Consider the following 14,158-nt stretch of genomic DNA (forward strand, 5'->3'; position numbering starts at 1 on the left):
TTCCGGGCAGCCGCAGGTGGTTGAGCGGGGAACCGAGGTAGCTTTACACCGCTCCACTTCCGGGTGAGTCCTGATGGTGGCGGAGCGTGTCGGGATTTCAGGCAGTTCGTGCGGTCGGAGGGTATCCCGTGATGTGGCTGTTCGGGCAGGTGTGGCTGTGGAGCCTGCTGGCCTTCCTCGCAGGTGTGCTGCTGACGTGGTTCGTCCTCGTGCGCCCCGTGAAGCGCGAGGTGGCCGAGCTGGAGCGCAGGCTGCGCGACGCGACCTCGGTCGACCGCGCCGCGAACCGGACGCAGGTCGCGTCCCCGGCGCGCGACGAGTTCGACGACTGGCACTCCCCCCTCGCCGACGAGGAGGAGCGCTTCGAGGCGACCCCGACGCGGCGGGAGGACCGCGCCTCGCTGCTGGACCTCGGCTCTGGCCGGGACGCGCGGGACGAGGACGGCGCCGCGGGCGGGTACGACGCCCCCGGTCAGGCGGACGACCGCGAGCAGGACGAGCGCGACTTCGACGCCTTCGACCGGGTCGAGCCGCGCGGCGACATCGGCGACCGCCTCGGCGGCTCGCCCACCGGCACCGCGATGATGCCGAAGCCCGTCCCGCCGTCGGACGAGGAGCGGGACAAGCCGGTGCTGACCCGGCTGGACGTGCCGAAGCCGGTCCCCGCGCGGGACGAGGACGAGCCGCGCGCGGAGAAGCTGCCCGCCGAGGAGACGCACGTGCTCGCGCCGGTCCGGCTGCCCGCCGACCACGAGCCGCCCGCGCCGCACCGGTCCGACGTGTTCGACCCGGACGCCCAGGACGAGGAGGGCAACCCGGAGATCACCACGCGCGCCGAGCGCCGCGCGGCCAACGAGGAGACCACCCTCATCCCGGCCAAGGAGCTGGCCGACGCGATCGCCGAGGTGGACAGCCCGCGCGACCTGCACGACGAGGACCGCTGGCCGGAGACCGACCAGACCGGCGAGTACCCGGCGGTGCGCGGCGGCGACCTCGGTGGCGACTTCGGCGGCGACCTCGGCGGGCAGGCGGGCGACGAGGGCCCCAGGGGCGGCGACCTGGCCTCGGGGCCGACGGTCTACCACTCCCCGGTGGACGCCGACGAGCGCGACGACCACGACGACCACGACGACCGCTTCGCCGGTGACGGGTTCGCGGGCGACGGGTACGACGCCGAGCGGACCGACGTGCGCGCCCCCGTGGCCGCCGACGACCTGGACGACGCGCGCACCGAGGTCCGCCCGCTGGAGGCCGACCCGGAGCACGCGCTGCCCGGCAGGGCGCAGCGCGCCCAGCGCGACCCGGAGGCCGACCGCATCGCGTTCGAGGAGTCGCTGGCCGCGCAGGCCCGCCAGGACGCGGCCGACGAGCGCGCCGAGCAGGTGGGCGCGCCCACCGAGACGCTGGCCCCCGTCGCCGGTCACGACCTGGGCGGGTACGACGAGCGCGACGACCGCGACTTCGACGACCGCGACCTGGGTGACCGGGACCTGGGCGATCGCGACTTCGGCGACCGGGAGCACGACGAGCACGGGTTCACCGCGCACGGCGGCCACGTCCTGGACGAGCGCGACGCGCACGCCGACGACCGCTCGCGCGGCGACCTGGTCGCCGACGCCGACGACCGCCGCTACGAGGACGACTACGAGCCGGTCGACCTGCCCAAGCGGGACCGGGGCGCGAGCGACCGGGGCATGTTCGGCCACTCCGAGCCCGTCGCGGACGAGCGCGACCTGTTCGAGATGACCGACCCGAGCTCCCAGGGCGTCGACCTGTTCGCCCGGCCCGAGGAGCCCGAGGACGAGCCGGAGCCGCCGAAGTCCGAGCTGGAGGCGTTCTGGGCGTCCAGGACCCCGCCGCTGGAGGACGACCGGCCCGCGCCGCCCCCGGCCCGCGCCGAGCCGGAGCCCGAGTCCGACCTCGGCCTGGTGAGCAGGCACAGCCTGCCGGACCCCGAGCCCGAGCCGGAGCCCGAGCCGGTGAGCAGGCACAGCCTCCCGGACCCCGAGCCGGAGCCCGAGCCCGAGGCGGCGCCCCTGCCGGTGCGCCCCGCGCGGCCGAAGGCCACCGCCCAGGAGCCCGCGAAGCCGAAGCGCTCGCTGTTCGAGCCGCTGGCCGAGGAGGAGGTCCTGGAGTCGGAGCCGGTCACCCCGGCCACCCCGGCGCCCAAGACCCCCGCCGCGGCGAAGGCCTACGACGACCAGCCGTTCGTGCCGACCCTGTCGCCCGAGCTGCTGGAGGCCGAGAAGACCGCGGCCGAGCTGGCCGCCGACGCGTCGCGCAAGCAGGCGGCGAGCGGCCTGCCGCAGCGCCCGGTGAAGTCGCAGAGCAGCTTCCCGAAGCCGCAGCAGCCGCTGATCCCGCCGGTGAAGTCCACCAGCCCGCCCCCGGCGCGCCCGATGCGCCCGAGGCCGGTCGGCTTCAGCCCCACCACCGGCGGCGGCCAGGAGACGGCCTCGTCCCGCTACCAGCAGCCGGAGGGCTTCAACCCGCGCTCCCCGTTCGGGCCCGGCTCGGTGCTGCCGAAGTCCGACGGCAAGGCGCCCGCGCCGGAGTTCGTGGTGAAGGCGACCCTGACCGGCCGCCGGTACTTCACGGACGCGTCCGCGAACTTCCGCGAGACGCGCGCCGACGTGTGGTTCCGGACCACCTCGGACGCCGAGAAGGCCGGTTTCCACAAGGCCCCGTGACGGGCTGAGCGGCGCACGACGGCGCCTGCGCGAGAAGGGGCTCCCCGGAAACGTCCGGGGAGCCCCTTCTCGCGTTCCAGGTCAGGCCACCGTCCAGGTGTCCTTCCCGCGCAGCAGCGCCGCCAGGTTCGCCGGTCGGGCCGCCTTGGCCCTCTCCACCTGCGCCCGCGCCGCGTCGTCGTAGGTCTCCCGAGCCGAGCGCCGGAACACGCCGGTCACCACGTGCGTCAGGTCCTGCGTCGACAGCCGGGACAGCGCGAACGCCAGCTCCAGGTCGTTCGCGTCGTGCACCACCACGTCCGCCGCGTCCACCTCGGACGTGCGCGCCACCGCCAGCCCGAACCCGCGCCGCACGACCGCGTGCTCGCCGCCGCCGAACACGATCGGCTTGCCGTGCTCCACCGGGATGATCCGCTGGGCCGCCGAGTCGGCGTCCTTGAGCACGTCGAACGCGCCGTCGTTGAAGATCGGGCAGTTCTGGTAGATCTCCACCAGCGCCGACCCCCGGTGCTCGGCGGCCTGCCGCAGCACGTCGGTCAGCCCCACCCGGTCCGAGTCCATCGCCCGGCCCACGAACGAGGCCTCCGCGCCCAGCGCCAGCGACACCGGGTTGAACGGGTGGTCCAGCGACCCGGACGGCGTGGACTTGGTGACCTTGCCCGCCTCCGAGGTCGGCGAGTACTGGCCCTTGGTGAGCCCGTAGATCCGGTTGTTGAACAGCAGGATCTTCAGGTTCACGTTGCGCCGGAGCGTGTGGATCAGGTGGTTGCCGCCGATGGACAGCGCGTCGCCGTCACCGGTCACCACCCACACCGACAGGTCCGGCCGCGCCACCGCGAGCCCGGTGGCGATCGCGGGCGCCCTGCCGTGGATGGAGTGCATCCCGTAGGTGTTCATGTAGTACGGGAACCGCGACGAGCAGCCGATCCCCGACACGAACACGATGTTCTCGCGCTTGAGCCCCAGCGTCGGCAGGAACGACTGCACGGCGTTGAGCACCACGTAGTCCCCGCAGCCGGGGCACCAGCGGACCTCCTGGTCCGACTTGTAGTCCTTGGCCTTCTGCGGCCCGTCCTCGGTGGGCACCCCGCCCAGTCCGGGAAGGCCGAGGTCGATCGCGGTCACGCGGACACCCCCTGGATCACGTCGGACAGCACGCCCTGCAACTCCTCCGCCTTGAACGGCAGCCCTTGCACCTTCGTGTGCGAGACGACGTCCACGAGGTAGCGGGCGCGCAGCAGCAGCGCCAGCTGCCCCAGGTTCATCTCCGGAACGACCACCCGGTCGTAGCGGGCCAGCACCTCGCCCAGGTTCGCCGGGAACGGGTTCAGGTGCCGCAGGTGGGCGTGCGCCACCGACAGCCCCTGCTTGCGCACCCGCCGCGCCGCCGCGCCGATCGGCCCGTACGACGAGCCCCAGCCGACCACCAGCACCCGCGCCCGGCCGCCGGGGTCGTCGACGACCACGTCGGGCACCCGGATGCCGTCGATCTTGCGCTGCCGCAGCCGCACCATGTGGTCGTGGTTGGCCGGGTCGTAGGAGATGTTGCCGGTGCCGTCGGCCTTCTCCAGCCCGCCGATGCGGTGCTGGAGCCCCGGCGTGCCCGGCACCGCCCACGGCCGCGCCAGCGTCTCCGGGTCCCGCAGGTACGGCCAGAACGTGCCGTCCGGCGCGTTCGGCTCGGTCGCGAACGCCACCGACAGGTCGGGCAGCGACTCGACGTCCGGCACCAGCCACGGCTCCGAGCCGTTCGCGATCGCGCCGTCGGACAGCAGCAGCACCGGCGTCCGGTACTCCAGCGCGATCCTGGCGGCCTCCAGCGCCACGTCGAAGCAGTCGGCGGGGGAGAGCGGGGCGATCACCGGCACCGGCGACTCGCCGTTGCGGCCGAACATGGCCTGGAGCAGGTCGGCCTGCTCGGTCTTGGTCGGCAGGCCCGTCGACGGCCCGCCGCGCTGCACGTCGATCACGACCAGGGGCAGCTCGGTCATCACGGCCAGGCCGATGGTCTCCGACTTGAGCGCGATGCCGGGGCCGGACGTGGAGGTCACGCCCAGCGCCCCGCCGTAGGACGCGCCGAGCGCGGCGCCGATGCCCGCGATCTCGTCCTCGGCCTGGAGCGTGGTGACGCCGAACTCCTTGTGCTTGGACAGCTCGTGCAGGACGTCCGAGGCCGGGGTGATCGGGTAGGTGCCCAGCACCACCGGCAGCCCGGAGCGCTGGCCCGCGGCCACCACCCCGTACGCCAGCGCGGTGTTGCCGGTGATCTGCCGGTAGGTGCCGCGCGCCAGCTTCGCCGGGGCCACCTCGTAGGTCACCGCGAACGACTCGGTCGTCTCGCCGTAGTTCCACCCGGCCCGGAACGCCAGCACGTTCGCCTCGGCGATGTCGGGCTTGCGCGCGAACTTCTCCCGCAGGAACCGCTCGGTGCCCTCGGTCGGCCGGTGGTACATCCAGGACAGCAGGCCGAGCGCGAACATGTTCTTCGCCCGCTCGCCGTCCTTCTTGCCGAGCCCGGTGGACTCGACCGCGCCGAGCGTGAGCGTGCCCATGGCGACCTCGTGCACCTGGTACGAGGACAGCGAGCCGTCCTCCAGGGGGTTGGCCGGGTAGCCGACCTTGGTGAGGTTGCGCTTGGAGAACTCGTCGGTGTTGACGATCAGGATGCCGCCCGCGGGCAGGTCGGCGATGTTCGCCTTGAGCGCGGCCGGGTTCATCGCCACGAGCACGTCGGGGCGGTCGCCGGGGGTGAGGATGTCGTAGTCGGCGAAGTGCAGTTGGAACGAGGAGACGCCGGGCAGGGTGCCCTGGGGCGCCCGGATCTCGGCGGGGAAGTTCGGCAGGGTCGCGAGGTCGTTGCCGAACGCGGCTGCCTCCGAGGTGAACCGGTCGCCGGTCAACTGCATCCCGTCGCCCGAGTCGCCGGCGAAGCGGATCACCACTCGGTCCAGCCTGCGGACCTCGGGACCACCGGTCGAGGCGCCGCTGTCCAGGTCGCTAGTCATCTCCTGAGCCGATCCCTCTCTCGCGGAAGCAGGGGCGGGAGGGGCGCCCGCCCCGACACCCGAGGGTAGTCCTGCGCGGTGTGGGGAATTTCTCGTGCTTTCGGGAGGTGGGAAAGACCGAAGTGCTGTGGCGCACGAGGCTGGTGTGGTAGCGGCTTCGATCGTTCGCTCCCCGCACGGTTGCGGTCCGTGCGTGAATTCCGGGAACAACGCTACTACCCGTGATCAAACGGGTGCGAACGTGCGTCCCGTCACGTCCGCCCCGACCGGCCCGCCTTCGCCTCGGCGAGCCTGGCCGCGAACTCCGGCGAGGCCGTGGACGCCGCCTGCGGGCCCAGTTCCGCCTCCACGGCGGGCGCGTGGGCGGGCAGCGCGGAGGTGGCGCGAATGGTGGCCTTGGTCACCTCGACCAGCTCGCGCGGGGCCTCGGCGGCGACCTTCAGCAGGTCGACGGCCGAGGCGACCAGCTCGTCGTGCCCGCCGTCGACCCGGTCCCAGGCCAGGCCGCGCCGCACCGCCTCGTCCGCGTCGAGCACCTGGCCGAGCAGCACCATCGCGGCGGTGGTCTGCGGGCCCGCGATCCGCTCCAGCAGCCACGTCGCGCCGCCGCCGGGGTGGATGCCCAGGCGCAGGAAGCGGGCGTCGAAGCGGGCCCTCGGGCCGACCAGCCGCAGGTCGCAGGCCAGCGCCAGGTTCAGGCCCGCGCCGACGGCCGCGCCGCCCACGGCCGCCACGGTGGGCAGCGAGCAGTTCGCGACGGCCAGGAACCCGGCGTAGATGCGCCGCAGGCCCTCCTCTCGGGCCTCGCCGAGCGCGGTCAGGTCGGCGCCCGCGCAGAACGCCGGGGGAGCGCCGGTGACCACGAGCGCGTTGACGTCCCGGTCCGCCTCGCACGCGGCGACGGCGTCGGCCAGTTCCCGCGACAGGGCCTCGGTGAGCGCGTTGCGGCGGTCCGGGTCGTGCACGGTGAGGACGGCGACGCGGTCGGAGCGGTCCAGCAGCACCTCGGGCATGGGGTGACTCTACGGAGCGGAGCGGTGACCGGACCCCCGGTCGGTGCGGCTAGGGGGTGGCCAGGGGGTCCGCGACCCCGGTCAGGGGGTCGCGGAGAGGCTTCGGCGGGGTTGCGCGGCGCGGGCGTGCTGTGCGTGGCGGAACCGGCGCTCCGCCGCGCGGCTCACGGCGCCTGCGGCCGGTCCAGCAGGCGGGACAGCACGACGGTCGACACCGTCCGGTCGATGATCTCCACCGCGCGCAGGCGCTCCAGCGCGGTCTCCAGGTGGTGGATGCTCGCCGCCCGCAGGTGCACCACGGCGTCGGCCGCGCCGGACACCGTGTAGGCGGCCATCACCTCCGGCATCGGCTCCAGGCGGGCCTTGATGTCGTGCGGGGTGACGTTGCCCCGGCAGTGCACCTCGACCAGCGCCTCGGTGCCCCAGCCCAGCTGGGCCGGGTCGACGACGGCGGTGAAGCCGCGCAGCACGCCCGTGTCCAGGAGCTTGTCCACCCGGCGCTTCACCGCCGGGGCCGACAGCCCCACGTCCTTGCCGATGTCCGCGAAGCTGGAGCGGGCGTTGGCCACGAGGCACGAAATGATCCGCTGGTCGATCGAGTCCACACGCAACATTCTGCATGACGAAGCGCAATGCAGCGGCATTGTTCGACGGTCAGGGGCTCACTTACATTTCGATCCATGACTTCGGTTTCCCTGGTCGCGCCCGGCGACGCGCCCCTCACCCTCGCCGTCGCCGACGCCCCCGCCCCCGCGCGGGTGCCGACCGCGCGGCGCTACCTCATGTGCGAGCCGAGGCACTTCGCCGTCGAGTACCGGATCAACCCGTGGATGGACCCGGAGCAGCCGGTCGACGTCGAGCTGGCCGTGCGGCAGTGGCGCGAGCTCAAGGGCGCGTACGAGGCGCTGGGGCACCGGGTCGACGTGGTCGAGCCGGTGCGGGGCCTGCCGGACATGGTGTTCGCGGCCAACTCGGGCACCGTCGTCGGCGGCCGGGTCCTGGGCTCGCGCTTCCGCGCCCCGCAGCGGGCCCCCGAGGCCGAGCACTTCCGCCGCTGGTTCGAGGCCAACGGCTACCCCGGCGTGGTCATGCCGGAGCGGATCAACGAGGCCGAGGGCGACTTCGCCTGGACCGGCCGCTACCTGCTGGCCGGGACCGGCTTCCGCACCGACCCGGCGGCGCACGCCGAGGCGCAGGAGGCGCTGGGCGTGCCGGTGGTGTCGCTGCGCCTGGTCGACCCGAGGTACTACCACCTGGACACGGCGCTGTTCGTGCTGGCCGACGACCTGGTGGCGTACTACCCGGAGGCGTTCTCGCCGGGGTCGCGCGAGGTGCTCGCCGGGCTGTTCCCGGACGCGGTGCTGGCGGACGAGCGGGACGCCGCGTGCCTCGGCCTGAACGCGGTCTCGGACGGCCGCAACGTGGTGCTGCCGGTGGAGGCCCGCCGCCTGGCGGCGGAGGTGGAGCGCAGGGGCTTCACGGCCGTGCCGGTGGACATCTCGGAGCTGCGCAAGTCCGGCGGCGGCCCCAAGTGCTGCACCCTGGAGATCCGGGACTGACGCCGCGCGGCGCCCCGGCTCCGGCCGCTCGCCCGTCGATCACCGCTCCCCGGCGCCCGTGCGCCGGGGAGCGCTCGAATCCCCGCCTGATTCGCCCCGAACCCCCGCGCACAGCCTTCGGAACCAGCGTTGACCACGGTCCGTCACCGCTGTGGATGATTCTGTGGACAACATGTGAAACAGATCCATTTCCGCTGGTCAACGCCTGTGGAGTTCTTCGCGTCCCTGTGGACAACCCCAACATGAAGTGGTCCAACCAGTACCCGGCCGCAACATGTTGTGCCGCTACTGCTCGCCACCGCCGTCCGACCCCGTCACCCGGTCCGGGGTGAGCGCCGCGCGCCCCCCACCGCCACCCCGTCGGCCTCGACCACCCCCGATCGGGCGAAATCCGGCGACCACCCCCACCGGCCCGCGCATGATGTCCCCGAGGCCCTGCTCCGCGCCCCTGCCGCCCGGTGGGACGCGCCCTGCGGAGCGGCCCGCCCGGTCGTCCGCAGCGGGTCCCGCACGCCTCTCGCCAGCGCATTTGCCGACTTCACCCGTTCGCATGACCTCGCTGGCGTGCGACACCCCCCTGGTGCTCCGATCGACAGCACTGCCGTCGCACAGGTAGGGAGCGTGCCGTGAACGAAGTCGACGCCCAGCGCCCGGCCCCCAGCCCGCACCAGGGCGAAACGGCGCGGCGGGAAGCGCCCGCGCCGCTCAGCGGGACCGAGTGGTTGGTCAAGCGAGCCCGGCAGCGGACCGGGCACGAGGACAAGCGCGCCGGTTAAGCGGGGCGCTCGCGCTCGAACGCCGCCCACAGCAGGTTGAGCGGGTGGTCGGCCGGGAACTTCGCCCGCTCGTCCTTGCGGGCGAAGACCCCGACCAGGCGCTCCAGCTCCGGCTTCCGGTCGTTGCGCAGCTCCACCACGCGCAGCCCGGACCCCTCGCGCAGCTCGTTGTTCGCCGCGACCACCCCCAGGCCCGAGGTGACGATCATGCAGCCCTTCACCAGGCCCGAGCGCAGCAGCGACATGCCGTACTGGATCTCGTCGATCTCCGCCGCGATGTCCAGCTCGCTCCGGTAGTCCGGCCCGAACCAGCCGCGCAGGAACTCCGCGATCAGCCCGTCCGACGGCACCACCAGCGGCAGCCTCGGCAGCTCGCCGGTGCCCGCGCTCGCGCCCAGCCGGTCCTCCGGCAGGTTGGTCAGCAGCGCCAGCCCGCCCCGCCGCCAGTCGATCACGTCGAAGTCGCCGAACGCCTCCGCGACGGTCCGCCCGGCGGGCGTCACGACGCTGCCGCAGACGATGTCGACCTCCTTGCTCTCCAGCTTGGTCCAGATGTCCTTGGTGCGGATGTGCACGACCTTCAGCTCGACGTCGCGCACCCGGAACTCCTCGGCGACGTGGTCCCAGGCCTTCGCCAGCGAGTCGAGCATGAACCGCGTGGTGCCCACGGTCAGCGTCGTGCCGAGCTTGCGCCTGCACTCGTGAATCGAATCCAGCCACTCGGTCAAAGTGGTCCGCGCCAATTCCACCAGCGCTTCGCCGGTGGGCGTGATCAGCACGTCCTTGCCGCGCCCCTGCTTCACCACCAGGGGTTCACCGCACAGCTGCCTGAAGTTCCGGTTCAGCGTGTCGATCTGCTTCTGGACGCTGGACTGCTCCCGGCCCAGCGCCCGCGCCGCGCGCAGCGCGGACTTCGTCTCGTACACCGCGATCAGCGTCCTGAGCTGGTCGAACGTGGTGTCCAGCAGTGCCGGTGGCGTGTTCAGCAGTCGACTGAGCCGGTTGCCCGCTGGCAGGAGCAACTGCGTCGAGGTGGACATCCGCTGCCTCTCGTGTCCGCGCCGCGCGCGAAGTGTTCTACCGGTTAGTTGAACTGGACTTGACCGCATTTCGCGGGGAAGTAATCTGAAGAACTTGATCAATTTACCTGGACGCGGACGTGTCACCCGTAAGAGAATTCTCCCGCGACCGGCGGGGGACAGCCGGGAGCGAGCAGGGGGTTTGGGGGGTTGGGGGCCCGCCGGGTGGCAGCCCGGTGGGCCCCCACGTACTAATCTCATCCGCCGTGACGGTTTCCACCCTCGACTGGGGCACCACGTACCGCGTCACCGTGCTCGACCTCGGGCTCGCCTGCTGCGGCGTCGAGGTGATGGCCGCCCTGGACGGCGGGCACGACCTGGGCGCGCTCGGCGTGGACCCGGTCCGCTCTGCGGGGGAGGCCCACGTGCTGGTCGTGTCGGGCACGGTCACCGACGTCATGTTGCCCGCTGTGCTCGCCGCGTACCAGGAGATGCCGGAACCGCGTTACGTGCTCTCGGTCGGCGCGTGCAGCAACACCGGCGGCCCGTACTGGGACTCGTACAGCGTCACCAAGGGCATCGACCAGGCGCTGCCGGTCCACGTCGCCGTCCCCGGCTGCCCACCCCGTCCCGAGGCGCTCCTCGAAGGCCTCGCCGCGCTGCACCGGATGGTCTCCTGATGCCCCCGGCCACCGCCGCGCTCGCCGAGCGGGTGCCCGGCGCCCAGGTCAGGACCGCCTTCGGGCAGACCACCGCGCACGTCGCCCTCGCCGACTGGACCACCGCCGCCGCGCACGCCCGCGACGAGCTGGGCTGCGCCTTCTTCGACTGGCTCGGCGTCGAGGACGCGGGCCGTCCCGGAGCCTCGGGCGGCGCGCACGCGGTGCTGCTGCACGTGGCGAACCCGGACACCCGCGAGGGACTGGCGCTGCGCACCGAGGTCGGCGCGGACGAGGAGCTGCCCAGCGTCGCCGGGCTGTGGGCGGGCGCCGCCTGGCACGAGCGGGAGGCCGCCGAGATGTTCGGCATCCCGATCCTCGGGCGGCCCGAACCCGAGCGGCTGCTGCTGCCCGACTCGTTCGCCGGGCACCCGCTGCGCAAGGACTTCGTGCTCGTCTCCCGCGTGGTGCGCCCCTGGCCCGGCCGCCTCGAACCCGGCGAGGACGGCTCGTCGGCGCCCAGCCGCAGGCGCGCCGCGCCGCCCGGCGTGCCCGACCCGTCGTGGGGACCGCGCCCGCAGACCGCACCTCCGGAGGACGACCGTGGCTGACCTGCCACCGCGCACCAGGGGCGTCATCGCGCTGCTGGAGGCCAACTGCACCGTGTGCATGATCTGCGCCCGCGAGTGCCCCGACTGGTGCATCCACATCGACTCGCACACCGAGGTCGAGCAGCAGCCGGGGTCCGCGCGCCCGCGCGCCCGCAACGTCCTGGACCGGTTCGCCATCGACTACGGCCAGTGCCTCTACTGCGGCATCTGCGTCGAGGCCTGCCCGTTCGACGCGCTGCACTGGGCGCCGGACTTCTCCTACCCCGGCACCGGGACCCCGGACGGCTCCGGCGCGGTCGCCGAGCTGGTCCACGAGCGGGACGTGCTGGCCACCTGGGTCGACCAGGTGCCGCCACCGCCGCCGCTCGACCCGGCCGCCGAACCCGCCCCGGAGACCGCCTCGGGCAGGCCGGGACGACCGGGGGCGCGACCGGGCGCCGGGCAGGGCGCGCGACCGGGGGCGCGACCGGGCGCAGGAACCGCCGCAGGGCCGGGGGCGTTGAGAGGGAGGACCTGAGGCACCCGGAGGCGAGCACCGTGCACAAGCACTTCAACGGGGTCAGAACGGCGGTCCTGCTCGGCGCGACGAGCGCGCTGATCGTCCTGATCAGCTCGTTCTTCGGCGAGACGGCGCTGCTCGTCGGCCTGGTGGTCGCCGTCGGCGTCACCGCGCACGCCTACTTCAACTGCGACAAGCTCGCCCTGCGGGCCATGCGCGCCCGCCCGGTGTCCGAGGTCGAGCAGCCCGCTCTGCACCGCGTCGTGCGCGAGCTGGCCAAGGCGGCCAGGCAGCCGGTGCCCAGGCTCTACGTCAGCCCCACCGCCGCCCCGAACGCCTTCGCCACCGGCCGGAACCCGCGCAACGCCGTCATCTGCTGCACCACCGGCGTCCTGGAGCTGCTCGACGAGCGGGAGCTGCGGGCCGTGCTCGGGCACGAGCTGTCGCACGTGCGCGACCGCGACGTCCTGGTGTCGTGCGTGGCGGGGGCCCTCGCGGGCGTGGTGAGCGCGCTGGCGGGCCTGGCGCTCGTCGCGGGCCTGTTCGGCGATGACGACGACGAGCGGCCCAACCCGATCGCGCTGCTGGTGATCGCGGTGCTCGGCCCGGTCGCGGCGGGGATCGTGCGGGCGGCGGTGAGCCGGTCCCGCGAGTACCAGGCGGACGCGTCGGCCGCCGAGCTGACCGGCGACCCGCTGGCGCTGGCGTCGGCGCTGCGCAAGCTGGAGGCGGGCGCGCTGGCCGCCCCGCTCGCGCCGGAGCCCGCCCTGGTCGCGCAGGCCCACCTGATGATCGCCAGCCCGTTCCGGCCGGGGGAGCACCGGGCGCGGCTGTTCGCCACGCACCCGCCCATCGCGGACCGCGTGCGCAGGCTGGAGGAGCTGGCGCGCGAGCGCTAGCCCCCGCCCGCCCGCACCGCCGCTAGCCGCCCAGGCCCTCGGAGGCCACGTTCATCACGTACTGCCCGTACCCGGACTTGGCGAGCTTCTCGCCCTGCGCGTAGCACTGCTCCGCGCTGATGAAGCCCATCCGGTACGCGATCTCCTCCAGGCAGGCGATCCGCACGCCCTGCCGGTGCTCCAGCACCTGCACGAACTGCCCGGCCTCCAGCAGCGAGTCGTGCGTGCCGGTGTCCAGCCAGGCGAAGCCGCGCCCGAGGTCCACCAGGTGTGCCCGGCCCTCGCGCAGGTAGGCCAGGTTCACGTCGGTGATCTCCAGCTCGCCGCGCGGCGACGGCTTGAGCGAGCGGGCGATGTCGACCACGCCGTTGTCGTAGAGGTAGAGGCCGGTGATGGCCTTGTTCGACTTCGGGACGGCGGGCTTCTCCTCGATGCTGAGCAGCTTGCCGGAGCCGTCGACCTCGCCGACGCCGTAGCGCTCGGGGTCCTTGACGGGGTAGCCGAACAGCACGCACCCGTCGAGGTTCGCGGCGTTGCCCTGGAGGACCTTGGAGAAGCCCTGGCCGTAGAAGATGTTGTCGCCCAGCACGAGCGACACGTCGTCCTCGCCGATGAAGTCGGCGCCGATCACGAACGCCTCGGCCAACCCGTTCGGGTGAGCCTGCTCGGCGTACTCCAGCCGCAGGCCGAACTGCGAGCCGTCGCCCAGCAGGCGGCGGAACAGCGGGAGGTCGGCCGGGGTCGAGATCAGCAGCACCTCGCGGATGCCCGCGAGCATCAGCACCGACAGCGGGTAGTACACCATCGGCTTGTCGTAGACGGGCAGCAGCTGCTTCGACACCGCCTGCGTGATCGGGTGCAGCCGGGTGCCGCTGCCACCGGCGAGGACGACGCCCTTCACCGGTAGTTGGTGAACTGGAGGGCGATCCCGAAGTCCGCGCCCTTGAGCAGCGCGATCACCTCCTGCAGGTGGTCCTTCTTCTTGCCGGACACCCGCAGCTGGTCACCCTGGATCTGCGCCTGCACGCCCTTGGGAGCCTCGTCCCGGATGCGCTTGGAGATCTCCTTGGCCTTCTCGGAGGAGATGCCCTGCACGAGCGTGCCGGTGACCTTGAACACCTTGCCGGACACGGCGGGGTCGCCGATCTCGAACGCCTTCATGGAGATGCCCCGCTTGATGAGCTTCTCCTGGAACACGTCGACCGCGGCCCGGCAGCGCTCCTCGGTCTCGGACTGGAAGGAGATCGCCTCCTCGCCCGCCCACGACACCTCGGTGCCGGTCCCCCGGAAGTCGAACCGGTTGCTCAACTCCTTGGCCGCCTGGTTGAGCGCGTTGTCGACCTCCTGGCGGTCGACCTTGCTCACCACGTCGAACGACGGGTCTGCCACGTGCCCGGTACCTCCGCGTCGGTGTGTCCTGGAACCGTG

14 protein-coding genes are annotated in these 14,158 nt (G+C 73.1%); 7 read left to right on the forward strand and 7 right to left on the reverse strand.

Translation table 11 applies throughout. The features are described from left to right. Positions 1 to 131: 131 nt before the first annotated feature. Positions 132 to 2,690 carry a sunset domain-containing protein gene (locus LV78_RS15880; protein ID WP_443612912.1) on the forward strand — a complete coding sequence of 853 codons (2,559 nt, stop codon included), beginning with the start codon at positions 132 to 134 and terminating at the stop codon, positions 2,688 to 2,690. Between the two features lie 81 nt (positions 2,691 to 2,771). Here LV78_RS15880 and LV78_RS15885 read toward each other — a convergent pair whose 3' ends face one another. The 4 genes from LV78_RS15885 to LV78_RS15900 form a co-directional block, all read right to left on the reverse strand. Then, entirely contained in the window at positions 2,772 to 3,815 is a 1,044-nt protein-coding gene (locus tag LV78_RS15885) for a 2-oxoacid:ferredoxin oxidoreductase subunit beta (protein WP_253846045.1), read from the reverse strand. Then, positions 3,812 to 5,695, reverse strand: a complete 1,884-nt coding sequence (locus LV78_RS15890; RefSeq protein ID WP_253846046.1) for a 2-oxoacid:acceptor oxidoreductase subunit alpha — start codon at positions 5,693 to 5,695, stop codon at positions 3,812 to 3,814. The genes LV78_RS15885 and LV78_RS15890 overlap by 4 nt, the downstream gene beginning before the upstream one ends. Before the next feature lie 251 nt (positions 5,696 to 5,946). After that, positions 5,947 to 6,708 carry an enoyl-CoA hydratase gene (locus LV78_RS15895; RefSeq protein WP_253846047.1) on the reverse strand — a complete coding sequence of 254 codons (762 nt, stop codon included), beginning with the start codon at positions 6,706 to 6,708 and terminating at the stop codon, positions 5,947 to 5,949. Positions 6,709 to 6,872: 164 nt separating this feature from the next. Next, positions 6,873 to 7,313, reverse strand: a complete 441-nt coding sequence (locus LV78_RS15900) for an Lrp/AsnC family transcriptional regulator (RefSeq protein WP_096497177.1) — start codon at positions 7,311 to 7,313, stop codon at positions 6,873 to 6,875. Positions 7,314 to 7,388: 75 nt separating this feature from the next. Between LV78_RS15900 and ddaH the strand changes: the two genes are divergently transcribed. Together ddaH and LV78_RS15910 are read left to right on the forward strand one after the other, a co-directional pair. Beyond that, on the forward strand, positions 7,389 to 8,267 hold the full coding sequence (gene ddaH, locus LV78_RS15905; RefSeq protein ID WP_344621187.1) for a dimethylargininase: 879 nt from the start codon (positions 7,389 to 7,391) through the stop codon (positions 8,265 to 8,267). 626 nt (positions 8,268 to 8,893) lie between these two features. Next, positions 8,894 to 9,043, forward strand: a complete 150-nt coding sequence (locus LV78_RS15910; RefSeq protein WP_253846048.1) for a hypothetical protein — start codon at positions 8,894 to 8,896, stop codon at positions 9,041 to 9,043. Here LV78_RS15910 and LV78_RS15915 read toward each other — a convergent pair. Continuing rightward, complete coding sequence (locus LV78_RS15915) at positions 9,040 to 10,083, reverse strand: LysR family transcriptional regulator (protein ID WP_253846049.1); 1,044 nt, start codon at positions 10,081 to 10,083, stop codon at positions 9,040 to 9,042. The genes LV78_RS15910 and LV78_RS15915 overlap by 4 nt on opposite strands. Positions 10,084 to 10,328: 245 nt before the next feature. Here LV78_RS15915 and LV78_RS15920 point away from each other — a divergent pair, with 245 nt between their 5' ends. From LV78_RS15920 to htpX, 4 genes are read left to right on the forward strand one after another with little or no spacing between them, the layout of a single operon-like run. Beyond that, positions 10,329 to 10,742, forward strand: coding sequence for an NADH-quinone oxidoreductase subunit B (locus LV78_RS15920; protein ID WP_253846050.1), 414 nt, complete (start codon positions 10,329 to 10,331; stop codon positions 10,740 to 10,742). Continuing rightward, a complete protein-coding gene (locus LV78_RS15925) occupies positions 10,742 to 11,332 on the forward strand; it encodes an NADH-quinone oxidoreductase subunit C (RefSeq protein WP_253846051.1) in 591 nt (196 codons plus the stop codon). The genes LV78_RS15920 and LV78_RS15925 overlap by 1 nt, the downstream gene beginning before the upstream one ends. Next, positions 11,325 to 11,849 carry a 4Fe-4S binding protein gene (locus LV78_RS40770; protein WP_308208721.1) on the forward strand — a complete coding sequence of 175 codons (525 nt, stop codon included), beginning with the start codon at positions 11,325 to 11,327 and terminating at the stop codon, positions 11,847 to 11,849. The genes LV78_RS15925 and LV78_RS40770 overlap by 8 nt, the downstream gene beginning before the upstream one ends. A gap of 20 nt (positions 11,850 to 11,869) precedes the next feature. Continuing rightward, positions 11,870 to 12,730 carry a zinc metalloprotease HtpX gene (gene htpX / locus LV78_RS15940; protein WP_253846052.1) on the forward strand — a complete coding sequence of 287 codons (861 nt, stop codon included), beginning with the start codon at positions 11,870 to 11,872 and terminating at the stop codon, positions 12,728 to 12,730. Between the two features lie 22 nt (positions 12,731 to 12,752). Here the strand turns inward: htpX and rfbA are convergent, their stop codons facing one another. Together rfbA and LV78_RS15950 are read right to left on the reverse strand one after the other, a co-directional pair. Beyond that, a complete protein-coding gene (rfbA, locus tag LV78_RS15945; protein WP_253846053.1) occupies positions 12,753 to 13,631 on the reverse strand; it encodes a glucose-1-phosphate thymidylyltransferase RfbA in 879 nt (292 codons plus the stop codon). After that, on the reverse strand, positions 13,628 to 14,119 hold the full coding sequence (locus LV78_RS15950) for a YajQ family cyclic di-GMP-binding protein (RefSeq protein WP_253846054.1): 492 nt from the start codon (positions 14,117 to 14,119) through the stop codon (positions 13,628 to 13,630). The genes rfbA and LV78_RS15950 overlap by 4 nt, the downstream gene beginning before the upstream one ends. Between the last annotated feature and the right edge of the window lie 39 nt (positions 14,120 to 14,158).

It is taken from the genome of Actinosynnema pretiosum (genome assembly GCF_024171695.1).
Lineage (GTDB): Bacteria > Actinomycetota > Actinomycetes > Mycobacteriales > Pseudonocardiaceae > Actinosynnema > Actinosynnema pretiosum.